Origin of the sequence: Neisseria sp. P0009.S010 (assembly GCF_051958545.1) — a bacterium.
GTDB lineage: Bacteria > Pseudomonadota > Gammaproteobacteria > Burkholderiales > Neisseriaceae > Neisseria > Neisseria subflava_A.
On record NZ_JBQCVH010000004.1, the window covers coordinates 161,030 to 182,740 of the forward strand.

20 protein-coding genes are annotated in these 21,711 nt (G+C 46.7%); 10 read left to right on the forward strand and 10 right to left on the reverse strand.

What is annotated here, in order from left to right; all coding sequences use genetic code 11:
• Window positions 1-22 precede the first annotated feature (22 nt).
• The 4 genes from ACTHSN_RS05650 to carA form a co-directional block, all read right to left on the reverse strand.
• Window positions 23-928: a hypothetical protein gene (locus ACTHSN_RS05650; protein ID WP_003748321.1), complete on the reverse strand. Its 906-nt coding sequence runs from the start codon at window positions 926-928 to the stop codon at window positions 23-25.
• Between the two features lie 357 nt (window positions 929-1,285).
• Complete coding sequence (locus tag ACTHSN_RS05655; protein WP_049225703.1) at window positions 1,286-1,543, reverse strand: SemiSWEET family transporter; 258 nt, start codon at window positions 1,541-1,543, stop codon at window positions 1,286-1,288.
• Window positions 1,544-1,621: 78 nt separating this feature from the next.
• On the reverse strand, window positions 1,622-1,879 hold the full coding sequence (locus ACTHSN_RS05660) for a SemiSWEET family transporter (protein ID WP_049225703.1): 258 nt from the start codon (window positions 1,877-1,879) through the stop codon (window positions 1,622-1,624).
• Between the two features lie 136 nt (window positions 1,880-2,015).
• Window positions 2,016-3,146, reverse strand: coding sequence for a glutamine-hydrolyzing carbamoyl-phosphate synthase small subunit (gene carA / locus ACTHSN_RS05665; RefSeq protein WP_070656162.1), 1,131 nt, complete (start codon window positions 3,144-3,146; stop codon window positions 2,016-2,018).
• Between the two features lie 483 nt (window positions 3,147-3,629).
• Between carA and pilC the strand changes: the two genes are divergently transcribed.
• The gene (gene pilC, locus ACTHSN_RS05670) at window positions 3,630-7,190 is read left to right on the forward strand and encodes a PilC family type IV pilus tip adhesin (protein ID WP_070459498.1); all 3,561 of its coding nucleotides are present in this window, start codon (window positions 3,630-3,632) and stop codon (window positions 7,188-7,190) included.
• A 276-nt stretch (window positions 7,191-7,466) separates the two neighbouring features.
• On the opposite strand, the gene ACTHSN_RS05675 is transcribed toward pilC, so the two are convergent.
• The 3 genes from ACTHSN_RS05675 to tal form a co-directional block, all read right to left on the reverse strand.
• On the reverse strand, window positions 7,467-8,201 hold the full coding sequence (locus ACTHSN_RS05675) for a LytR/AlgR family response regulator transcription factor (RefSeq protein WP_070459495.1): 735 nt from the start codon (window positions 8,199-8,201) through the stop codon (window positions 7,467-7,469).
• A 238-nt stretch (window positions 8,202-8,439) separates the two neighbouring features.
• Window positions 8,440-9,327, reverse strand: coding sequence for a tRNA glutamyl-Q(34) synthetase GluQRS (gluQRS, locus tag ACTHSN_RS05680; RefSeq protein ID WP_070459492.1), 888 nt, complete (start codon window positions 9,325-9,327; stop codon window positions 8,440-8,442).
• Between the two features lie 152 nt (window positions 9,328-9,479).
• Complete coding sequence (gene tal, locus ACTHSN_RS05685) at window positions 9,480-10,535, reverse strand: transaldolase (RefSeq protein WP_070459489.1); 1,056 nt, start codon at window positions 10,533-10,535, stop codon at window positions 9,480-9,482.
• A gap of 134 nt (window positions 10,536-10,669) precedes the next feature.
• Here tal and ACTHSN_RS05690 point away from each other — a divergent pair, with 134 nt between their 5' ends.
• The 7 genes from ACTHSN_RS05690 to hpf all read left to right on the forward strand — a co-directional run bounded on the left by ACTHSN_RS05690 (window position 10,670) and on the right by hpf (window position 16,045).
• The gene (locus ACTHSN_RS05690) at window positions 10,670-11,644 is read left to right on the forward strand and encodes a KpsF/GutQ family sugar-phosphate isomerase (RefSeq protein WP_070459486.1); all 975 of its coding nucleotides are present in this window, start codon (window positions 10,670-10,672) and stop codon (window positions 11,642-11,644) included.
• A 66-nt stretch (window positions 11,645-11,710) separates the two neighbouring features.
• Window positions 11,711-12,247, forward strand: coding sequence for a KdsC family phosphatase (locus tag ACTHSN_RS05695; protein ID WP_063069321.1), 537 nt, complete (start codon window positions 11,711-11,713; stop codon window positions 12,245-12,247).
• Complete coding sequence (gene lptC / locus ACTHSN_RS05700) at window positions 12,244-12,825, forward strand: LPS export ABC transporter periplasmic protein LptC (RefSeq protein WP_003686789.1); 582 nt, start codon at window positions 12,244-12,246, stop codon at window positions 12,823-12,825. The genes ACTHSN_RS05695 and lptC overlap by 4 nt, the downstream gene beginning before the upstream one ends.
• Window positions 12,806-13,336 carry a lipopolysaccharide transport periplasmic protein LptA gene (gene lptA / locus ACTHSN_RS05705; protein WP_003748337.1) on the forward strand — a complete coding sequence of 177 codons (531 nt, stop codon included), beginning with the start codon at window positions 12,806-12,808 and terminating at the stop codon, window positions 13,334-13,336. Before lptC ends, lptA begins: the two co-directional genes overlap by 20 nt.
• A gap of 70 nt (window positions 13,337-13,406) precedes the next feature.
• Complete coding sequence (gene lptB / locus ACTHSN_RS05710; protein WP_070459483.1) at window positions 13,407-14,141, forward strand: LPS export ABC transporter ATP-binding protein; 735 nt, start codon at window positions 13,407-13,409, stop codon at window positions 14,139-14,141.
• A 184-nt stretch (window positions 14,142-14,325) separates the two neighbouring features.
• A complete protein-coding gene (rpoN, locus tag ACTHSN_RS05715; RefSeq protein WP_440365162.1) occupies window positions 14,326-15,681 on the forward strand; it encodes an RNA polymerase factor sigma-54 in 1,356 nt (451 codons plus the stop codon).
• A 49-nt stretch (window positions 15,682-15,730) separates the two neighbouring features.
• Window positions 15,731-16,045, forward strand: a complete 315-nt coding sequence (hpf, locus tag ACTHSN_RS05720) for a ribosome hibernation-promoting factor, HPF/YfiA family (protein WP_440365163.1) — start codon at window positions 15,731-15,733, stop codon at window positions 16,043-16,045.
• A 61-nt stretch (window positions 16,046-16,106) separates the two neighbouring features.
• Here the strand turns inward: hpf and ACTHSN_RS05725 are convergent, their stop codons facing one another.
• Complete coding sequence (locus ACTHSN_RS05725) at window positions 16,107-17,396, reverse strand: AmpG family muropeptide MFS transporter (protein WP_440365164.1); 1,290 nt, start codon at window positions 17,394-17,396, stop codon at window positions 16,107-16,109.
• 257 nt (window positions 17,397-17,653) lie between these two features.
• On the reverse strand, window positions 17,654-17,827 hold the full coding sequence (locus ACTHSN_RS05730) for a hypothetical protein (protein ID WP_224783520.1): 174 nt from the start codon (window positions 17,825-17,827) through the stop codon (window positions 17,654-17,656).
• A 911-nt stretch (window positions 17,828-18,738) separates the two neighbouring features.
• Here ACTHSN_RS05730 and ftnA (ACTHSN_RS05735) point away from each other — a divergent pair.
• Complete coding sequence (gene ftnA, locus ACTHSN_RS05735) at window positions 18,739-19,224, forward strand: non-heme ferritin (RefSeq protein WP_003686837.1); 486 nt, start codon at window positions 18,739-18,741, stop codon at window positions 19,222-19,224.
• Window positions 19,225-19,240: 16 nt separating this feature from the next.
• A complete protein-coding gene (gene ftnA / locus ACTHSN_RS05740) occupies window positions 19,241-19,738 on the forward strand; it encodes a non-heme ferritin (protein ID WP_003686798.1) in 498 nt (165 codons plus the stop codon).
• Window positions 19,739-19,909: 171 nt separating this feature from the next.
• Here ftnA (ACTHSN_RS05740) and pgi read toward each other — a convergent pair whose 3' ends face one another.
• Window positions 19,910-21,550 carry a glucose-6-phosphate isomerase gene (gene pgi / locus ACTHSN_RS05745; RefSeq protein WP_070814663.1) on the reverse strand — a complete coding sequence of 547 codons (1,641 nt, stop codon included), beginning with the start codon at window positions 21,548-21,550 and terminating at the stop codon, window positions 19,910-19,912.
• Window positions 21,551-21,711: the final 161 nt, after the last annotated feature.

Genomic DNA, 21,711 nt, shown 5'->3' on the forward strand with positions numbered 1-21,711 from the left:
TCCTGTTGGATTAAGTCTAAAGTTAATCTATTTTAACTGAAGGTAATGTTTTCAATGAATTGAGAAAGTTATGCCATTCTGCAACTTCCTCCTGTTTCTCAATAATTTTTTCAAATGGCAATAAATTCTCAAAGGTTAGGAAATTAACGCAAAATTTAATGGCGGTATCTATTTTATTTTTTAAATTTGGAATTTCTTTTACTTCCTTTGCCCAATATGCTAAGTCTTTGGATGATAATAAATCAATTTTATCTATTGGGAAATTTTCTATAAATTTTTTTAGTGTATCAGTAATTAGAAGTTTTAAATTATTCTGATCATACATTGCTTCTATACCAGAAACTGTAGCTATATTTTCTTCGATATATTTAATTCCGGTCCTACCTATATTTTCGTAGATAGCTTTTTCTTTTTCTGTCAGTTCTCTTTCAATTGTTATTTGATAAGTCCTATCTCTAGACATTTTTGAAATTTTTTTTCGAACAGTTTCCGGAATTTCTTTGCCATCTCTTAATTGACTAATATATCGATTAATATTTTTTGCAATTTTAAGTCGTGTCTCACACCATTCATTTAAGTTGTTTAAATTGAAGGTATGTAATTCTTCTCGATTAGTGTAGTCTTTGATATCTTGAGTTAATTTCGATGACATAGTTTTAAAATCAACCCCAAAATATTTTTCACCACAATCTTTTCCAATATTTGTAATATGTCCATCAGTAGATACTACAATGTAACCATTTTGATGTTGGGTGTGGCAATTTTTCAATCCACATATAACTTTTCCATGTTCTCCACTATACTGACCTATAATTTCTTTTAATTTGGTTTCTTCTGGATTTATCTCTCTTCTAAAACCAGCCATTTCTTCTAAGTCAGACCAGTTTTTTATGTAAACTAAGTTTCTATCTTTTTTTAAAGTAATCATGATAAGTCTTTAAGATGCAGTAATGTATATATAGAGTTGAATGATCTTTTATTGCTTTAAAAGTTATCTGAAAATTAGTTGACTCTTCTTGAGAGTAAGCCATAGCCCGCATGTATGGTGTGTGCGGTACGCACGCGTTCTTCATTTTCCCTGCAATCCCAACCCACTGCGTGTGTGTCTTGCGGTACATACCCCACCGATGGGTTCAAAGGTAGTCTGAAAAAACGCTTAAGACGTTTGTTCCATCTGCCTTTCGATAAAAAGCTACCTGAAAAATTCCTGCCGTTGATATTTTGGTGACTCTTTTTCAGACGGCCTTTTGTGTTTTTATGTTGCACAGGCCGTCTGAAAACTTCCTTAAAAACTAGTGATAAATGTAATCAAACCCAAAATAATGCCTGGGGCGTTTGCCAGTATGATGGGGTAGTCGCGTTTTTCTTTCAAAAAGCCGTAGGCAAACCATAATGTGCAGTTGATGGCGGCGACGAGGGGTTGCAACGGCGAGCCGGGGTTGCCGGCAAGGTTGTTTTGGATTTGCGGGATATAAGAAACGTACATACCGACGCCGGCCAGGGTGGCGGTGACGGAAAGAATGTGCATTTGTTTTTCAGTCATTGGTTTTCCTTTCTGATTAGACGATTGGGTTTTCAGGCTGTACAGATGTTGATTTGCACAGGCCGTCTGAAAACTTCCTTAAAAACTAGTGATAAATGTAATCAAACCCAAAATAATGCCTGGGGCGTTTGCCAGTATGATGGGGTAGTCGCGTTTTTCTTTCAAAAAGCCGTAGGCAAACCATAATGTGCAGTTGATGGCGGCGACGAGGGGTTGCAACGGCGAGCCGGGGTTGCCGGCAAGGTTGTTTTGGATTTGCGGGATATAAGAAACGTACATACCGACGCCGGCCAGGGTGGCGGTGACGGAAAGAATGTGCATTTGTTTTTCAGTCATTGGTTTTCCTTTCTGATTAGACGATTGGGTTTTCAGGCTGTACAGATGTTGAGAGGGGGCTGAATTTATATTTTTGAAGTTTGGTTTTCAGACGGCCTGTTGTCGAGTTGAGTGTGGCCGTCTGAAAAAATCAGCTTTATTGTTTTGCTGCTTTGATATTGTCAATGAATTTGTCGAATAGATAGCCGACGTCTTGCGGGCCCGGGCTGGCTTCGGGGTGGCCTTGGAAGCAGAATACAGGTTTGTCTGTCAGTTCGATGCCTTGCAAGGTGTTGTCGAACAAGGATTTGTGGGTAATGCGTGCGTTGGTGGGCAGAGTGTCGGCATCGACGGCGAAACCGTGGTTTTGGCTGGTGATGACGACTTTGCCGCTGTCTAAATCTTGTACAGGGTGGTTGGCACCGTGATGGCTGAAGCGCATTTTCAGGGTTTTGGCGCCGATGGCGAGGCTGATCAGTTGGTGTCCTAAGCAAATGCCGAAAATCGGTTTGCCGCTTTCCATCAGTTTTTGTACGGCTTTGATGGCGTAGCCGCAAGGCTCGGGGTCGCCGGGGCCGTTGGATAGGAATACGCCGTCAGGATTGAGTGCCAAGACGTCTTCCGCGCTGGTTTGTGCGGGAACGACGGTCAGGCGGCAGCCGCGTGAGGCGAGCATGCGCAGGATGTTGGTTTTCACGCCGAAATCGTAGGCGACGACGTGGTAAGGCTGTTCGGAAGGTGTAACGAAACCTTTGCCCAATTCCCATTCGCCTTCGGTCCATTCGTAAGTTTCTGTGCAGGAAACTTCTTTTGCCAAGTCTTTGCCGACCATGCTGCCGAATGCGGCAATCAGTTCTTGTGCTTTTTCAACCGTAGCGTCCGCACCGGTCAAGATTGCACCGCCTTGCGCGCCTTTTTCACGCAACAGGGTGGTCAGGCGGCGGGTATCGATATCGGCGATGGCGACGGTTTTGTTGCGTACCAAATAGTCGTGCAGGCTTTCGGATGCGCGGAAGTTGCTGTGCAAGAGCGGCAAGTCGCGGATAATCAAACCGGCGACGTAAACGCAGCGGCTTTCTTCATCTTCGGCGTTGGTGCCGGTGTTGCCGATGTGTGGGTAGGTAAGGGTAACGATTTGTTTGCAGTAGGAAGGGTCGGTCAGGATTTCCTGATAGCCGGTCATGGAAGTGTTGAACACGACTTCGCCGGAAGTCGAACCTTCGTAACCGATTGATGTGCCGTGAAATACGCTGCCGTCAGCGAGAACGAGAAGAGCCGGAGTGGTCATGATGGAATCCTGTTTGCCTGATGATGGTCGGTTCGAAAAAAAATGGGTCAGGCCGTCTGAAAAATAAAAATTGTTTACAAAAAAGACAGCCTTCGGAAATCTCGGCTAAAAAAAAACACGCTCCGCAGCTTTGATTTTGCTGTGTAACGTGCTTTTTCAGACATAGCGGTCTATGCCGTAGAAGCAGTGTATTTTAAGTCAAAGTAATAGGAATTTCAAGCGTAGAGCCAATAATCGATAATTTAAAAACGTTTTATCTTTACGGTACAGTCCCTTGCTTTTGGAATGCCTGATGAATAAGGTTGAACTAAATATTCAGTCAGGCCGTCTGAAAACTGAGCAGGCAGATTGTTTCATTTTTGTTGTGCTTGAAATGCGCGCTTAGGGAAATTCAGCCGAATCAAACATGAAACAGGCTGTTTATGCTAAAATCGTAGCCCCATAAAAAATAAAAACAACGTCATTTTTAACTGAGATTATCCGATGAAAAAAGAACACATTATGCAAAACGCTCCATCAGGCCGCCATCGCCTCATTCATGCAAGCATCGCTTCCGCTTTAGCCCTCATTAGCTTTTCCGTTCAGGCAAATCCCCAGCAATCTAAAGAAAAGAATGGTTTTGCCGAAATTCCGTTTTACCTGAAAAACGTAAACGAGCCTATTGGCCAGCCCAGAGTCAAACACAATATTATGTTTTTGATTGATGACTCGGGCAGTATGTTGGCTGATGCTAAGGGTGAATATCATGTAGATGATAAGAATAGAAAAATCAATATTGCAAAATCGGCATTAAAGAAGATTTTGGAGCGGTATAAAGATCAGTTTAACTGGGGCTTGCAGACTTTACATAATAATCCTCGGTATTGGAAATGGGATGAGGAAAAAAGGAAAAAGGATAATGCTCTTTACGCATATGCAGAATTGTCTAGCCCCGACGATGACAAAGGCGATATGAAGGATTCTGATGGCTTTACGGATGGTTCTGCCGGTCGAAACTGGGAATATGTCAGGAAAAAGGTAGACGAGATGTTGGCTTACCAAGCTACGCCGACAACGCGCCGTTATTATGAAGTTGTCAAAAATTTCGTTATTCCAAATATTAAATACCGTTGTCAAAAATCCTATGTTGTCGTGGTTTCTGATGGCGATGCCAATATGAGTTGTAGCAATCAGGCCTCTGGAGAAGACCCACGTAAATCTCCCAATACTAACTTCAATTATGACCGAAAATATTATTATTCAAACTATTACCGTGCTATTGATCGTAGCTCGGATGAGGTCTATGAATATTTTGGGCCGTCTGAAGTAAAAGCTTATGAAAATAAACATGGGCAAGGTAAGGAATTTTCAGGAATCGGCCTTAAAGGTGAAGTATATTTTGATCTGCCAAATTATGATCCGAGATTGGATACTCCTGAAGGGAAGAAAAAGTTTCAATGCCAATATACTGATTATGCAAAAGATGATGATTCAGGGGATTGGGTGCTTTTAGGTGAAAAAGATGGTAAACGAGAAGTCAAAGGCATTGGCGAAATTATTGTTCCTTATTGGGATAGGAACTATGAGGATGAAAAACGCGGTATGCGTTTCTTTAGCCAGACTTTGGCAGAAAAAGATATTAAACCTGCGATTAAGTCAGAAAATCGTCTAGATGCTGCGATTAAGCCAGAGGATCGTCGAGATGCTGCAGGCAAGAGCTGGGATGGTGATCCAAGCGATCCTAAGGGCGTAGATTATAGCAAGCAATTGGTTCAGACTTTTACCGTGGGCTTTGGTGAGGGAATCTCTAAAGTCGGGAGAGATTATCTGGAAAAGGGTGCCAGTCGCCCGGAATGGTATTTCAATGCCTCAAAACCTGAAAAGTTGCTTGAGGCCTTTAAAACCATTATCGACAATATTGAAACTGACAGCAAAATAATGAAATTTGAAGGGGCAGCTTCAACTGCGCCGGTGACGACCAGTACAGGTATTCCCAATATGGCGGCAACGGTTCATTTAAATACCGGCTCTTGGAGCAGTCAGTTGCGGTTTTATAAATTAAACCGCAATGGTACGCCTATTAATACGACTGAGTTTGTTCAGCCATCATTTAATAACCGTCTTACTTTGGTTAATGATGGCAGTAAGACCTATTTCATCGATAGCGTTGCAGATAATGAGGCTTCAAACGCCGATTTTGGCATTTCAGACGGCAGTGCGAAAGATGAGTTGAAGTTGGAATGGAAAAATGCATTGTTGAAATGGACTGGCCGAGCAGGTAGTGATGAAGCCATCAAAGCGGATGCAGAGGCAAAAGGTTATAGTCAGTCTTATCGTATCCGTCCGACTGACCCTAATGATCCAAATAAAGATGAACGTAATTTGGGCGATATTTTAGACGGTTCGGTTGCGGCTATTGGCAATAAGCGCGACAACCGTCAAGAGTTTTTGGTTGCCGCTGCCAATGACGGTATGGTACATATTTTCCGTAATGGTACGCCTAGCAATCCTTATGACTTGAAACTCAGCTATATTCCGGCAGGTATGGAACGTGAGGACGAGAAAGGTCAAGCAACAACTTTGGGCAAAGTCCTGAAGGATATTGCTCGTGAGGGCTATGGCTCCAGCACGCCACACCGCTATATGGTCAATGGTGGCTTTGTTCTCCGTCAAACACCTGATAAACAAACCTTTATGTTTGGTGCAATGGGTCAGGGCGGACGCGGTGCATATGCGTTGAATATTGATGCGGTAGCTAACAGTGATCGTAGTAGTTGGAATACGACTGTGCCTTTGTTTGAAACAAAAAAAGGCACTGGCAATAAGCTGGGTTATACCATTGGTTCGACACAAATCGGCCGTGTTTCCATCAAGCGCGATACCACTCCGGTCAATTTGAAATCTGATGTGCGCTATGCGGGTTTCTTGGCCAGCGGCTATCGTACTGAAGATGTGAACAGTGTCGACAATGAAACGGCTTTATATGTCTATGATATGACAGGTAAAGAAGCTGGTACGCAAGATACCGGCAAAAATGTTTCTAGTGCCGGTAATCTCTTGGCTAAAATTCCTGCACCGAATGGCAAAGGTGGCCTCTCCACCCCCACTTTGGTAGACACCGATTTTGACGGTATTGTCGATATTGCCTATGCAGGCGACCGTTATGGCAATATGTTCCGCTTCGACTTGAGAGGTAAAACCCCGTCTGAATGGTCGGCGCAAATGATTTTCCAAGGTTCGGGTAATCAACCGATTACGTCTGCGCCTGCGGTATCACGTCGTGGTAAAGACAAGTATGTCGTCATTTTTGGTACGGGTAGCGAGATTTATCAGAATGAACTAGAAGGTACCAACGGACAAATCAATGCCGTTTATGGTATTTACGACGATGTGTCTACTGATGAATCTAAAAAAGCGGTTTTGGCAAACAGCAGTGAGTTGGAGCAGCAAACCAGAGAAAGTGACGGCGAACATATTTATGTCAGCAACAATAAGGTTGGTGAAGGCAAAAAAGGCTGGAGTCTGACTTTAGGTCCGAATGAACGTGTGACTGTCAAACCGACGATGATTTTGCGTACAGCTGTTCTGACCATTCGTAAGTATGAAAGCAAAACAATTCATACTGATTCTTCCAGTACCGATGTTTGTTTGCCGGACAGCACGTCCACACAAACGACAGCGAAAACGATTATTCTGGGCGTAAATGCCGAAAACGGCGGCCGTTTGGGCTTGCGTGATGCTCGTATCTCCAGTAAGGATCGTAAGTTTATCAGGCGCGAGAATAATGGCCAGATTGATTACGCCAACGGTATGACTTTTGATGGCGTTATCAACTTTACTTATATGAATTCCAGTAAAGCCGACGATTCTCCGGTAACTGCCGATGGCGATAGTGGTGGCACGGGTACGGATAAGGAGCTGAACGCCACGCCGAGCGTGCCAAATAATAAATGTTTTGCAACCAAAGGTGATCGCAGTCTCTTGTCTAACCAACTGGTCAGCCTAAAAGTAGAAGGCCGTACATGCGGACTCAAACGTATCAGCTGGCGTGAATTGTTCTTTTAATTTGTAAGGCTTGAATATCGAGGCCGTCTGAATTTTTCAGACGGCCTTTTCTGTTGAGTAGTAGTAATTCAAAAATGTTGGATTGGTGGATAGAAAAGCTTGTTTGAGGGCAAAACAAGCTTTGATCAAATTGAAAGCTTGGATAGAGCTAAACGACAGATTTGGACTATTCTTTTTTTAAATTTCTACCATTTGGCTGATAAGTTAAAAGGCCGTCTGAAAAGTATCTTTTCAGACGGCCTTTGATTTAAAGAGAACGAGTCAAGGAGCGCATTGTTAGATGCTGTTTTTAATGATTTTCCGCAGGGTGGAGAGTTGCCGGCGGCTGACGGGCAACGGGGTCGGAATATCGAGAATTTTAGCGCTCCACGTGGATGCGGATTCATCGTTTTCGTCATCGTCCAGTCGAATCAGACTGTCGAGGGTGTGGCGGAAGACGAGGGCATTGCGGTGGATGCGGATGACTTTGTCGCCCAGCAATTCTTCCCAGTAAACCAAGGTCTTCGGTAATTCGTAGCTTTGGCCGTCGCCAGTAAACAGATAGACGGTTTTGTGTTCCGCCATCAGGTAACGCGCCTGTTGCCATGGAATTTCAACCATGCGTTCGCGGTTGTACACTTTGAAATGGGTAAAACTGTCTGCTTTTTCGCGGTTTTTCTCGATGATGCGGTCAAGCGCGGTTTGCAGGCGGGTCATTTTGATCGGTTTGAGCAGATAGTCTGCGGCAGCCAGCTCAAATGCGCGCAGGGCGTGTTCTTCGTAGGCTGTGGTGAAGACAATTTCCGGCTGGCGCTTGGCGGTACGCTTAATGCGTTCGACAAATTCGAGACCGTCGATTTCCGGCATGCCGATGTCGGCAAAGACGATGTCAACTTCGTGGACGCTCAGCCACTCCAATGCTGGCATGGCATGGTGAAAGACGTTGAGCAGTACGACATTGCACTCTTCCAATAATACACGTAAGCGTTCTGCTGCTAATACTTCGTCTTCTACAATAATGGCACTTGGCATAGCGGTATTCTTTTTGTTGTATCGTGGGAGATCTGTCGCGCTTTGTCGTCCTTGATAACGCGTCAGCCGTATGTTGTTGTCAGCTTGAAATTATCAGTTTGTGACAATTTTAGGAAATTTTTAAAATATACATGATTTTTCGCTTCTTGGGCATGGTTTGGGATGAATCGGAAGATTACTTACATAATTTTATGAAATATTGTAATACCTAGAGTAATTTTGTTGTAATTGCGCTAATTCAGTCCGTGATAATGGACGATTTTGGGATTTTGTCCATTTGCCAGTGTACCACCGCCCAATCAAGCAATTCCTGCGGACGGTTCACGGTAGGTGCATCGGGTAGGTTGAGGTAGGTTAGGACTTGGCGTAGGAGTTGTTCTTTTTGATTCAAATCCAAAGCCGGGGCAAGGGTTTGTTTCGACCATTTTTGCCCTTGGTTGTTGGTCAATAGGGGAAGGTGGGCGTAGGCCGGTGTGGGAACGCCGAGGCATTGTTGCAGATAGATTTGGCGTGGCGTGGAAACGAGCAAGTCCTGACCGCGGACAATATGCGTTATTCCTTGGTCGGCATCGTCAGCAACCACGGCAAGCTGATATGCCCAATAGCCGTCGGCACGAAGTAGGACAAAATCGCCGATGTCGTGCGCCAGATTTTGTGCGTAATGTCCGACAATGCCGTCTGGAAAACCGATTACGCGATCGGGCACTTGAATGCGCCATGCCGGCGTTTTGTTTTGCGTGTCGGGTCTTTGCTGAGGATTGCGGCAACGGCCGTTATACACAAATCCGTCTGCGCCATGTGTTGCCGCCGCCTGCCAGTCTTTGCGGCTGCAATAGCAGGGATACACCAGCCCGGCTGCTTTAAGGCGGTCGAGGGTGTCTTGATATAGGTCGTAACGGCGGCTTTGATAGGCGATTTCGCCGTCCCACTCAAAGCCGAAAGCTTCAAGCGTGCGCAAAATGTCGTCGGCGGCGCCGGGCATTTCACGCGGGGGGTCAAGGTCTTCAATGCGGACCAGCCATTTACCCTGATGAGCGCGCGCGTCAGCATAGGAGGCAACGGCGGTCAGTAGGGAGCCGATATGAAGTAGGCCGGTAGGGCTGGGGGCAAAACGTCCTATATACATGGCAGGGTGGTTTTGTAGGGCAGGGGCAGTATGCCTGCACGGTATTCAAATCGTGATAGAAAAGGGTGTGCCGTACACGCCCGAATTTGGGTTTCAGACGGCCTGAGACTTTTCAAAATGATTTAAGTTTCTTTGCCGCCCGTTCAATCCGCTTAAGCCAAGGGAGCCAGTAGGTTGGCGAAGGCTTCTTCAAATTGTTTCAAACCGTCTTCCTGTAAACGAGTTGCCAAAGTTTCAACATCAATGCCGAGTTTCGCGGTTTCGGCAAGCTGCGCTTGGGCTTCGTTCACACCTTCGGTTAACGTGGCTTTGGCGGTGCCGTGGTCGATAAAGGCTTTGAGTGTGGCATCGGGAACGGTGTTGACGGTATGGGCGCCAATCAGGCTGTCAACGTACAAAGTGTCAGGATAGGCAGGGTTTTTCACGCCGGTAGATGCCCACAGAAGTTGTACGCGGTTGGCACCTTTTTCGGCAAGTACGGCAAATTCGCTGCTGCCGAAGTATTGCGCCCAATCTTGATAGGCGGCTTTGGCCAGCGCAATGGCGATTTTGCCTTTGAGGTGGTCAGGCAGGGTGGCGTCCAATGCGGCATCGACACGGGAAATAAAGAAGCTGGCGACAACTTGGATATGGGAAACGTCGTGTCCTGCTTCCAAACGTTTGGCAATGCCGCGCGTGTAGGCTGCATAGGCTTTGAGGGTTTGGGCTCGGGAGAAAAGCAGGGTCAGGTTGACGCTGATGCCGTCTGAAACGAGGGTTTCGAGTGCTTCGATGCCTTCGTCGGTTGCCGGTACTTTAATCATGGCATTTTTGCGGCCGATGGCGGCGTGCAGGCGGCGCGCTTCTTCAACCGTGCCTTGTGCGTCTTTGGATAATTCAGGCGAAACTTCGAGGCTGACGAAGCCGGTTTTGCCGCCGGTGGATTCATGTTCGGCAAGGCACACGTCGCAGGCGGCTTGTACGTCGGCAACCGCCATGGTTTCGTAGCGTTGTTTCGGGGTCAGGTCCTGCTGTTTGAGCGCGGCTACTTCATCGGCGTACAGGGCGTCTCCGGCAAAGGCTTTTTGGAAAATGGCAGGATTGGAAGTTACGCCACACACACCTTGCTTCAGCATTTCTGCCAATTCGCCGCTTTGTACCAGCGAACGGGAGAGATTGTCCAACCAGATTTGTTGTCCTAATGCTTTAACGTCCGATAAAATAGTCATCTCTGATTCCTTTTACATAATAGGTTTGTTTGTGAAGTGGCGGTAATGCTACGCCGATTCGATGAATTTGAACAGTTTACAGCCGATTAATTTGGGCAAAACAAACCTAAATTCAAGCACGAAAGGCGGCTTTGATGGCGGAAAACACACTTTATCTCGACTGGGCGCGCGATGTATTGGATACGGAAGCCGAAGGTTTGCGTGAAATTGCGGCGGCTTTGAACCATGATTTTGTCCGTGCGGCGGAAGCGTTGTTGCACTGCAAGGGCAGGGTGGTCATTACCGGCATGGGTAAGTCCGGACACATCGGCCGCAAAATGGCGGCAACCATGGCTTCCACCGGCACGCCTGCGTTTTTCGTCCATCCTGCCGAAGCAGCGCACGGCGATTTGGGCATGATTGTGGACCACGATGTCGTGGTTGCCATTTCCAATTCCGGCGAAAGCGATGAAATTGCAGCGATTATTCCGGCGTTGAAACGCAAAAACATCACGCTTATTTGTATCACTGCTCATCCGACTTCGACCATGGCGCGTCATGCCGATATCCATATTACCGCGGCAGTTTCCAAAGAAGCCTGCCCGCTCGGCCTTGCGCCGACTTCCAGTACGACCGCCGTGATGGCGTTGGGGGATGCGCTGGCAGTGGTATTGCTGCAGGCGCGTGCGTTTACGCCGGACGATTTTGCTTTAAGCCATCCGGCCGGCAGCTTGGGTAAGCGCCTGTTGCTGCGCGTGGCGGATATCATGCACAAAGACGAAGCCCTGCCTGCCGTTTTGTTGGGTACGCCGTTGAAAGAAGCCATTGTCCGCATGAGTGAAAAAGGCTTGGGCATGTTGGCGGTAACCGATGCCGAAGGCCGTCTGAAAGGCGTATTTACCGATGGCGATTTGCGCCGTCTGTTTCAAGAACGCGACAGCTTTGCCGGTTTGAAAGTGGACGACATCATGCACGCCTCTCCGAAAACCATCTCTGCCGACCGCCTTGCCACCGAAGCTTTGAAAGCCATGCAAAGCGGCCATGTGAACGGTTTGCTGGTGGTCGAAGAAAACGGCGTGCTGATTGGTGCGCTGAACATGCACGATTTATTGATGGCACGAATTGTCTGAATCGACGGCAAAAACGTTTTCAGACGGCCTTATGCTAGAATAGGCCGTCTGAAATAAGGAAACCTTATGCAAAACCTCTCTTCCGACCTGCAACAACGCGCTTTAGGTATCAAACTGCTGATATTAGATGTAGACGGCGTTTTGACCGACGGCCGCATTTTTATCCGCGACAACGGCGAAGAAATCAAATCGTTCCACACTTTGGACGGACACGGTTTGAAAATGCTTCAGGCCGGCGGCGTGCAAACAGCGATTATTACCGGCCGCGATGCGCCTTCCGTCGGTATCCGCGTGAAGCAGCTCGGTATCAACTATTACTTCAAAGGCATTCACGACAAACGTGCCGCCTATGCCCAATTACGCGAACAGGCCGGTGTGGAGGAGCATGAGTGCGCCTTTGTCGGCGACGATGTTGTCGATTTGCCCGTGATGGTGCGTTGCGGATTGGCGGTCGCCGTCCCTGAAGCGCATTGGTTTACTTTGCAATACGCCCATTATGTAACCCGACGTTCCGGCGGCGCAGGCGCGGTGCGTGAAGTGTGCGATTTGATTATGCAGGCGCAAGGTACGCTTGAACCTGCTTTGAAAGAGTATGTACGATGAAAATCAGATGGCGTTACGGAATCGCTTTTCCGCTGGTGTTGGCCGTTTCACTCGGCGCATTGGCGGCGTGGCTCGGCCGCATCAGCGAAGTGCAGGTCGAAGAAGTCGTCCTCAATCCGAATGAGCCGCAATATTCGATGAAAGGTATCAACGGCAAACGTTTTGACCAAGAAGGCCGTCTGAAAGAAAACCTGAGTGCGGTCGATGCCGTCCAATATCCGAATAGCGCGGATGTGCATTTGGATAAACCACACCTTTCGTTTTACCGCGACGGCAGCCTGTTGTACGAAGTCGGCAGCGACAAGGCAGCATACAATATTCAAAACAAAAAAGTCGTTTTTGAACAGAATGTTGTCTTAAACAAAGCAGCAGATGCCAAGCGTTTGGCCGGCATCGTCAAAACCGAACGTTTGAATGTCGATACCGAGGCGCAATACGCCCATACCGACAGCCCCGTTACTTTCCAATACGGACAGTCCGGCGGTCAGGCAAACGGCATGACTTATGACCACAAAACCGGTTTGCTGAATTTCCCTTCCAAAGTGAAAGCCACAATTTATGATACAAAAAATTTGTAAAACCTTAGCCCTTGTTGCCGTTTTTGCCGCCAGCCCGGCCTTTGCCCTGCAAAGCGACAGCAAGCAGCCGATTCAAATCGAAGCCGACCAAGGCTCGCTTGACCAAAACAACCAAAGCACCACCTTTTCCGGCAACGTCATCATCAAACAAGGCACGCTCAATATCCGTGCCGGCAGCGTAACCGTTTCACGCAACGACAAAAGCGAGCAGTTGATGAAAGCCACCGGCTCTCCCGTCAAATTCAGCCAAGAGTTGGACGGCGGTAAAGGCGTGGTCAACGGCCAAGCCAATACTGTAACGTATTCTTCCGCAGCCAACCTGGTTACCCTGTCCGGAAATGCCAAAGTACAGCGCGGCGGCGATGTAGCCGAAGGTGCGGTCATTACGTACAACACTAAAACCGAGGTTTACACCATTAACGGCAGCGCCAAATCCGGTGTGAAATCCGCCGCCAAATCCGGCCGCGTCAGCGTGGTCATCCAGCCGTCCAGCACGCAGAAAAACAAATAAGAAAACACACAAAAAGGCCGTCTGAAAAAGGTTCAGACGGCCTGAGGTCAATATCGAAAGTCAACAGAATATGAGCGCAAACAACAGCCGTCTTGTGGTTCAAGACCTGCAAAAAAGTTTCAAAAAACGCCAAGTCGTCAAAAGCTTCTCCCTTGAAATCGAAAGTGGCGAAGTCATCGGCCTGCTTGGCCCCAACGGCGCAGGTAAGACCACCAGCTTTTACATGATTGTCGGCCTGATTGCCGCCGATGCAGGCAGCGTGATGCTGGACGGACAAGAGTTGCGCCACCTGCCCATTCACGAACGCGCCCGCCTCGGCGTCGGCTATCTGCCGCAGGAAGCCTCGATTTTCCGCAAAATGACCGTGGAACAAAATATCCGCGCCATTTTGGAAATCAGCATGAAGGACAAAAGCCGCATCGATGCCGAACTGGAAAAACTGTTGGCCGATTTGAACATCGAACGCCTGCGCAACAACCCCGCGCCGTCTTTATCCGGTGGCGAACGCCGCCGTGTCGAAATCGCGCGCGTGTTGGCCATGCAGCCGCGTTTCATTTTGTTGGACGAACCTTTTGCCGGCGTTGACCCGATTGCCGTCATCGATATTCAGAAAATCATCGAGTTCCTCAAATCACGCGGTATTGGCGTATTGATTACCGACCACAACGTGCGCGAAACCCTCAGCATCTGCGACCGTGCCTACATCATCAGCGACGGTACGGTATTGGCTTCAGGCAAGCCGGACGACTTGGTCAACAATGAACAAGTCCGTTCGGTTTACTTGGGTGAAAATTTCAAATATTGAATGCATATTTGACGGCAATCGTAAAACCGGTTTCACACGAGGCTCTCATTTCAATTGAGGGTAACTGTAAATATTGAAATAATTACTAAGAATACAAATATAATACCTATAACCTAGTTTTTCAGACGGCCCTCCGTACAAAGGCCGTCTGAAAAACTATCTATACACTTCGAAAAAAAACGCTATGTCTTCACTCGTCCTTAAACTCAAACAGACCCAGCAGCTCAACCAGCGGCTGCAGCAGTCTTTGCGCATCTTGCAGATGTCGGGTCTTGAGCTTGAGCGCGAAGTGGAAGACTGGTTGTTGGACAATCCTCTGCTTGAGCGTCCGGAAACTGATGAGTTTGCCGATAGCGGGCTCAACCGTGCGGTAACCATGCCGCGCGCAGGTCAGCAGTTGAGTGGCGACGATGCCGAAGATATTTGGAGCAACATCGCCGAAGAAGAGGATTTCAAACACTATCTGCATGCCCAAGTGTGCGAGCATCCGCTCTCGCAAGTGGAAGCGGCCTATGTTCACGTCTTGATTGATTTTTTGGATGAACAAGGCTACCTCACCGACAGTCTCGAAGAAATCATCGACCACACGCCGTTAGAATGGATGTTGGACGAAGAAGCCCTGCAAAACGCGCTGGATGTATTGCAAACATTTGATCCGCCCGGCGTGGCGGCGGCCGATTTGACCGAGTCGCTCATGCTGCAGCTGATGCGTTTGCCGGCTTCTCCGGCCAGACAAATGGCCGCGCATTTGGTGCAAAGTTCGCTTCAAGATTTAGGCAAAAACCGCAAACAAAACGTTTTGCGTTTCCGCAAACTCTATCCCGATACTGACAGCGAAACCATAGAAGCCGCGCTCGATATGATTGCCGAGCTCAATCCCTATCCGGCCTACGGTTTCGCCTCTGCCACGCCTACGCCTTATATCCAGCCTGACGTTTGGGTCAAAGAGGGCAAGGACGGCTGGGAAGTCATCAGCAATGAGGCAGCTTGGCCGAAGCTGCAGCTCAATCAGGAATATTGCGACCTGATGAAATCAGCGGAAGAGGGCGCACCGGAGTGGAAGGAAAAAATCAGTGAAGCCAAACAGCGCATTGATTCTTTGGAACTGCGCAAAAGCACAGTCCTCCGCCTTGCCGAGTATATTGTCAAAAATCAGGAAGATTTTTTCATCTTCGGCGAAATCGGCCTGTCGCCCATGCTGATGAAAGATGCCGCCGCCGAATTGGGTTTGGCGGAAAGTACCATCTCGCGCGCCGCCAATCAGAAATATTTGTCTTGCCCGCGTGGCCTGTTTGCGTTACGCTATTTCTTCACACAGGCAGTGAATGCCGACGATGACGGCGAAGGGTTCAGCCAAGGCGCAATCAAAGCCGTATTGAGCCAGCTGATTGAAAGTGAAGACAGCAGCAAACCTTATTCGGACGAGACCCTCGTCAAATTATTAAAACAACGCGGCATTGAAATCGCCAGACGTACAGTTGCTAAATATAGAGAATCATTAGACATACCACCGGCACACAAACGAAAATTTACCGAGTAGATATATTCCGATCCGTTTTGACGGACTAATCAACCGAAGGAGCTGTATCATGAATCTGAAAATCACCGGTCTGAATTTTGATGTTACCGAAGCCATCAAAAACTATGTTTCCGACAAGTTGGCACGAATCAATCGCCACGCCGACAACATCATCTCTGTGACCATTACGCTCTCGGTGGAAAAAGTCAATCAAAAAGCCGAAGCCGATGCGCATCTGGCAGGCAAAGATTTGCACGTTGAAGCGATTGAGCAGGATATGTACGCCGCGATTGATGTTTTGATGGACAAGCTCGACCGCGCTGTTTTGAAACATAAAGAAAAAAGCAGCGATGTCCGCAGCACTGTCAAACCTGAAGCAGAATAAAGTTTTTATATGATAAAGGCCGTCTGAACTATTCAGACGGCCTTTTGTTTGTTAAGGAGATTTAGCCTTGCAAACGGGTATTCGCTTTGTCGCCATTCCATGGTGCCACTTTAAACAGCAGCAACATGCCGGGTATGCCCAAAGCAAAACACAGCCAGTAGAAATTGAAGTAACCCATCGCTTCAATCAGATAGCCTGCCGAAGCATTGATAAATGTACGGGGAACAGCTGACAGGCTGGTAAAGAGGGCCAATTGTGTGGCCGTGAAAGCAGGATTGGTTTCACGGGCCATATAGGCGACAAATGCCGCTGTACCCAGACCTACGCCCGCTGCTTCTGCACCAATCACGGCCGCAAGCATCATTTGCTCTGTCAGTGTGATGGTTTCAAACTTGCCAAAATTTGCCAACCAGGCAAAGCCTAGAATCGTTACCCATTGGGCTACGCCGAAAACCCACAAAGCCCTGTTGATACCGAGCTTTATCATCCAAATACCGCCTACAATACCGGCAATGACAGCAGGCCATAAGCCGGCATTTTTGGCAATGAGGCCGATGTCGGTTTTGCTGAAGCCTATGTCCAGATAAAACGGTGTAGCCAAAGAAGTGGCCATGCTGTCGCCCAGTTTGTAGAGAAAGATAAACAGCAATACCAATATGGCCTGTTTGATTCCTTTGCGGGAGAAGAACTCACTAAAAGGGTCGGAAACCGTTTGGGCAAATGTACGCGACACAGATGGTGGAATGTCAGGCTCTTTAGCTAAAAACAGGGTCATCAGCAGACCGGGCAGCATAAATAGTGCAGTAATGATGAATACGTTGTGCCAAGGCATTAAATCAGCCAAAATCAAGCTGAGCGAGCCGGGTACCAAGGCGGCGATGCGGTAGGCGTTGACGTGGATGGAGTTGCCCAAGCCTAATTCTTCATCTGACAAAATTTCTCGGCGAAATGCATCCAATACAATATCTTGGCTGGCAGAGAAAAAGGCGACCACCAACGATAAGCCCATAATTACATATAAATGCTGAGCAGGATTTAGGAAGGCGTAAATGAGCAAGGTCAGCAGCAAACCAATTTGCGTAACCAGCATCCAACCGCGTCGCCGTCCTAAAAAAGGTAATCTGACCAAATCAATGACGGGAGACCAGATAAATTTCCAAGTGAAAGGCAGCCCGATAAGTGCCATCAGGCCGATGGTTTTCAAATCGACATGTTCGCTGCGCAACCATGCCGGAATCAGGTTGATCAGAAAATAAAGCGGTAGCCCCGAAGTGAAGCCTGTAAAGATACAAATCAGCATACTGCGCGAGAAAATCTTGCGCCAAGTGCTGGTTTGGGGTACGGTGGTCATAGTGGAATCAATAAAAAAGAAAAGGGATATTGTAGCAAAGATGGGGGATATGGCGAATGAGCTTCTGCTATCTTTATTGAATAAAGGCCGTCTGAAACTTTGACAAATTAAGTTTCAGACGGCCTTTTGTTGGAACAACTGGTTTGGCGGGCAACGGAGACTTCAGGACGGAAGAAGGGTTGCTTGGGTGTATTTATAAAATTGAAGTTAAGAAAGTTTCAGACGACCCCTAGAGATCGTTTGAACGATGAGAAATATCAGTGGTAATTTGTGCCGTCAGTGTAGCCGTTTCCTGATTTGTCCACAGCAAAAGCAGAAATCGGACCGACCGTTACTGTCCCTTTAGGCTGAGTTTCTTGGTAATACTCATATGCTGCAACACCCATACCAGTTGCAGCACCAACAGCAGCACCAATTGTGCCACCGACCATAATAGCTGGTCCGGCAGGAATACTGCCAAAAGCTATACCGACACCCAGACCAATACCTGCACCAATTGATCCTCCTATTTATGCACCATTTGCTCCTCCTTGAAGGATTCTCTCTCCTAAGCCTCCTCCATAAATTAGTTCCAGATCCTCAATGGATAGTTCAATCATGTTATTTTTCCTTTTCAAAAAAATTAGATGTAGAATATTGAGTCAATACACCCAATATGGAAAAAATAATAAAAGCATGAATATAAATCATAAAATCAACATTATCTCCTTGGTAGCTTTCATAAATAAAAACGATTGGTATTGATATACAAATTAAAATGTACAGGTACTTTGAAATTACCAGTAACTTATACACAAATTTTGATTTCATAGCCTAGTCTTTCATTTGAATAAAATCTACCCTAATCAACTTTCCAACCAACTTCCTAACTTCTTCATGCTTTCCCTGATTGAAGTTAACCAGTAGATTTTTCAACAATATGTATATTATGTTAAATAATAAATGGTAATTGTCACATTCAAATATTAAGGATAACCTACTTTGAAACTATATCGCTTTGATGCGTAATTCTATAAAAAACATTGAATTTTCATGTTTTCTATTTATCCAGTATTTTGGAGTTGATAAGTGAGAGCAAAAAACTTTGGAAATCTACGATTCTCCTTCCAACACCTCATCATTTCTCTAGAGAATTTAGGCAAAGGCGATATTGATAACTCATTTCATTAAATGGAACCAAATGAGAATGATTTATTTATAAAATCCTTTTAAATTAATGGGTTACAATAAAAAATGATAAAATAAAATTGACTATTCTCAATAAAATGAGTAAAATTCATCCGCAAATACAAATTTTGTATTGTGATACATCTATTAATCGCATTAAGAAAAGGAGTTAGTTATGCTAAGTAAGTCAATTACAGCAAAATTAAACGAACAAATTAATCTCGAGTTGTATTCATCAAATGTCTATTTGCAAATGAGTGCATGGTGCCATAAACATGGTTATGAAGGCGCTGCAGCATTTTTACTTCGTCATGCCGATGAAGAATTGGAACATATGCAAAAGTTGTTTACTTATGTGAGCGAAACCAGTGGAATGCCTTTGTTAGGTAAAATTGACGCCCCTAAACACGATTACGCTTCATTAAAAGAAGTTTTTGAAACAACACTTGAACACGAAAAACTAGTGACATCTAAAATTAATGAGTTAGTTGAGAGTACTTTTGCAGAAAAGGATTACTCTACTTTTAACTTCTTACAATGGTATGTAGCTGAACAGCATGAAGAAGAAAAATTATTTAACAGTATTGTTGATAAATTCAAACTTCTTGGTGAAAGTGGTACAGCGCTCTACTACATTGATCGTGAATTAAAAACTTTATAAGAATAGGAGAAATAAAATGTTATCAAATAGCGTGATTAAACTATTAAATGATCAAATGAATTTAGAGTTTTATTCTTCTAACTTATATTTACAAATGAGCGCCTGGTGCGAACAACAAGGTTTCGAAGGAGCTGCAAAATTTTTATCAGAGCATGCGGCTGAGGAAATGCAGCATATGCGTAAACTCTTCACTTATTTAAATGAGACCGGCGCATTGGCTATCATCACACAAATTGATGAACCACCTCATCAATTTTCATCATTGAAACAAGTACTTGAATTAACTTATGAACATGAAAAGTTAATTACCTCTAAAATCAATGAATTAGTTGGTAGAACTTTTGAAGAGAAAGACTACTCTGCCTTTAACTTCTTACAATGGTATGTGGCTGAACAACATGAAGAAGAAAAATTATTCAGTGGAATTTTGGATAAATTAAATCTTCTTGGTGAAGATGGTAAAGGTTTGTTCTTAGTTGATAAAGATTTAGGCGCATTAACAACAAACAACTAATCAAGTCTGATGAAAAAGGCTAAGTCATTATCGATTTAGCCTTTTTTTATATCAAAATCTAGCTACTTTTGTCTAAAAGTGCGGTGCTTTAACGGTTCATTCTTACCGCCGATTAGGTTTTGAAATGCCCGTAAGACAGGCAGATATGTTTGTTTTACGGATATTTTATTTTCAGATGGCCTTCGATGCTGCGTTGCAGTTGCGGTAGAAGGCGATCAGACCGTTGGTGGAGCTGTCGTGTGCAGGCGTGCCGCGTTCGAGTTCGGGTTCGATGGTTTTGGCCAGCTCTTTACCGTATTCCACGCCCCATTGGTCGAAGGGGTTGATACGCCAAATCACGCCTTGAACGAAAGTACGATGTTCGTAAGCAGCCATCAGCATGCCGAGGTTGAACGGTGTCAGGCTGTCGATGAGCAGGCTGTTGCTCGGACGGTTGCCGGGGAATTCTTTTTGCGGTGCAAGGCGGTCGCGTTCGTCTTGGGGTAGGATGGTCAATTCGATTTGCACTTCGTCTAAGGTTTTGCCTTTCATCAGCGCTTCGGCTTGGGCGAAGGCATTGGCAACGGTAAAGCGGTGTTGGCGGTGGTTGCCGTAGATTGTGGTCATGGGGACGATGAAATCGACGGGAATCAGACGCGTGCCTTGGTGCAGAAGCTGGAAGTAGGCGTGTTGGCAGTTGACGCCTTCGTCGCCGAAGACAATGCCGCCGGTGGTGCAGGAAACGGGTTGGCCGTCTGAAGTACGCTGTTTGCCGAGGCTTTCCATATCGAGCTGGTTGAGCCACGGGGTGAAGAGGCGCATGTTGTGGCTGTATGGGACAACGGTTTGGCCGTCTGAATGTTGGAAGTTGTTGTACCAAACGTTGATGAGCGCCATCAGGACGGGAATGTTGCGGCGGAATGGTGTCTCGAAGAAATGGGTGTCCATAGCGTGTGCGCCGGCCAGCATTTTGCGGAATGCTTTTTCGCCGACGGCAACCATCAGAGGCAGGCCGATGGGCGACCAGACGGAATAGCGGCCGCCGACCCAGTCGGACATGGCGAAGACTTTGTCGGGGGAGATACCGAAGTTTTGGGCGGCGGCCACATCGGCGGAAATGGCGCAGAAGTGGCGGTAGATGCCGGAATCGGGCAACCCTGCATCGCGGTACCAAGTACGCGCGGCGTAGGCATTGAGCAGGGTCTCCGGTGTGCGGAACGATTTGCTGGCAATGCTGAATACGGTGGTCTCGGGATTGAGGCCGAGAAGGGTTTGGGTCAGGTCGGCATCATCGGAGTTGCTGACAAAGTGGACGCGGATGTTTTGCCAATAGGGTTGCAGCGCCTGTGTGGCCATGCGCGGGCCTAAATCGGAGCCGCCGATGCCGATGTGAACCAAGTCGGTAATGGGTTTGCCGGTAATGCCTGCGTGGGTGCCGTCCAAAAGTTGGCGTGCGAACTCGAGGGTGCGGTTGAGTTCGTGATGAACTTTGGATACGATGTTTTCGCCGTCGACGTAAACAGGTTTGGCATTGGCAGGCAGGCGCAGGGCGGTGTGGAGGACAGCGCGGTGTTCGCTGGTGTTGATTTTTTCACCGCTGCTCATGGCCTGCATATATTGTGGCAAATCGGCCGCTTCGGCCAGTTGGCACAATAAATCAAGGGTGTTTTCATCTAGGCGGTTTTTGCTGTAATCAAATAACAAACCGTACAGAATTTCGTGCATATTGTTGAAACGTTCGGCATCTGCAGCGAAACGTTCGCGCAGGGTAACGTGTTGCGTATCGGCATGATGGGCTTCCAAGGCTTGCCATGCGTCTGAGTATGCGGTCATCTCGTTTCCTTAGTATGTAACGGTAAACAAGCAGGGTATCTATTTTCTGCTTTTTATAGTTGTTTGTAGTTTAACAAATTTGGACAATTTTTGGGAGGTGGTAGGGGCGGTCTTGTTTAAGAAAGGTATGCAAAATGCAAAAGAAACGGTTGATTATCATC

What these genes read in the sequence shown, in the direction of transcription:
- ACTHSN_RS05730 (WP_224783520.1), bottom strand. Translation starts at nt 17,827, where the DNA reads ATGGTCGGTGGCACAATTGGTGCTGCTGTTGGTGCTGCAACTGGTATG.
- hpf (WP_440365163.1), top strand. Translation starts at nt 15,731, where the DNA reads ATGAATCTGAAAATCACCGGTCTGAATTTTGATGTTACCGAAGCCATC.
- ftnA (WP_003686798.1), top strand. Translation starts at nt 19,241, where the DNA reads ATGTTATCAAATAGCGTGATTAAACTATTAAATGATCAAATGAATTTA.
- rpoN (WP_440365162.1), top strand. Translation starts at nt 14,326, where the DNA reads ATGTCTTCACTCGTCCTTAAACTCAAACAGACCCAGCAGCTCAACCAG.
- ACTHSN_RS05655 (WP_049225703.1), bottom strand. Translation starts at nt 1,543, where the DNA reads ATGACTGAAAAACAAATGCACATTCTTTCCGTCACCGCCACCCTGGCC.
- carA (WP_070656162.1), bottom strand. Translation starts at nt 3,146, where the DNA reads ATGACCACTCCGGCTCTTCTCGTTCTCGCTGACGGCAGCGTATTTCAC.
- pgi (WP_070814663.1), bottom strand. Translation starts at nt 21,550, where the DNA reads ATGACCGCATACTCAGACGCATGGCAAGCCTTGGAAGCCCATCATGCC.
- ftnA (WP_003686837.1), top strand. Translation starts at nt 18,739, where the DNA reads ATGCTAAGTAAGTCAATTACAGCAAAATTAAACGAACAAATTAATCTC.
- ACTHSN_RS05660 (WP_049225703.1), bottom strand. Translation starts at nt 1,879, where the DNA reads ATGACTGAAAAACAAATGCACATTCTTTCCGTCACCGCCACCCTGGCC.
- lptC (WP_003686789.1), top strand. Translation starts at nt 12,244, where the DNA reads ATGAAAATCAGATGGCGTTACGGAATCGCTTTTCCGCTGGTGTTGGCC.
- tal (WP_070459489.1), bottom strand. Translation starts at nt 10,535, where the DNA reads ATGACTATTTTATCGGACGTTAAAGCATTAGGACAACAAATCTGGTTG.
- ACTHSN_RS05650 (WP_003748321.1), bottom strand. Translation starts at nt 928, where the DNA reads ATGATTACTTTAAAAAAAGATAGAAACTTAGTTTACATAAAAAACTGG.
- ACTHSN_RS05725 (WP_440365164.1), bottom strand. Translation starts at nt 17,396, where the DNA reads ATGACCACCGTACCCCAAACCAGCACTTGGCGCAAGATTTTCTCGCGC.
- ACTHSN_RS05675 (WP_070459495.1), bottom strand. Translation starts at nt 8,201, where the DNA reads ATGCCAAGTGCCATTATTGTAGAAGACGAAGTATTAGCAGCAGAACGC.
- ACTHSN_RS05690 (WP_070459486.1), top strand. Translation starts at nt 10,670, where the DNA reads ATGGCGGAAAACACACTTTATCTCGACTGGGCGCGCGATGTATTGGAT.
- lptB (WP_070459483.1), top strand. Translation starts at nt 13,407, where the DNA reads ATGAGCGCAAACAACAGCCGTCTTGTGGTTCAAGACCTGCAAAAAAGT.
- pilC (WP_070459498.1), top strand. Translation starts at nt 3,630, where the DNA reads ATGAAAAAAGAACACATTATGCAAAACGCTCCATCAGGCCGCCATCGC.
- ACTHSN_RS05695 (WP_063069321.1), top strand. Translation starts at nt 11,711, where the DNA reads ATGCAAAACCTCTCTTCCGACCTGCAACAACGCGCTTTAGGTATCAAA.
- lptA (WP_003748337.1), top strand. Translation starts at nt 12,806, where the DNA reads ATGATACAAAAAATTTGTAAAACCTTAGCCCTTGTTGCCGTTTTTGCC.
- gluQRS (WP_070459492.1), bottom strand. Translation starts at nt 9,327, where the DNA reads ATGTATATAGGACGTTTTGCCCCCAGCCCTACCGGCCTACTTCATATC.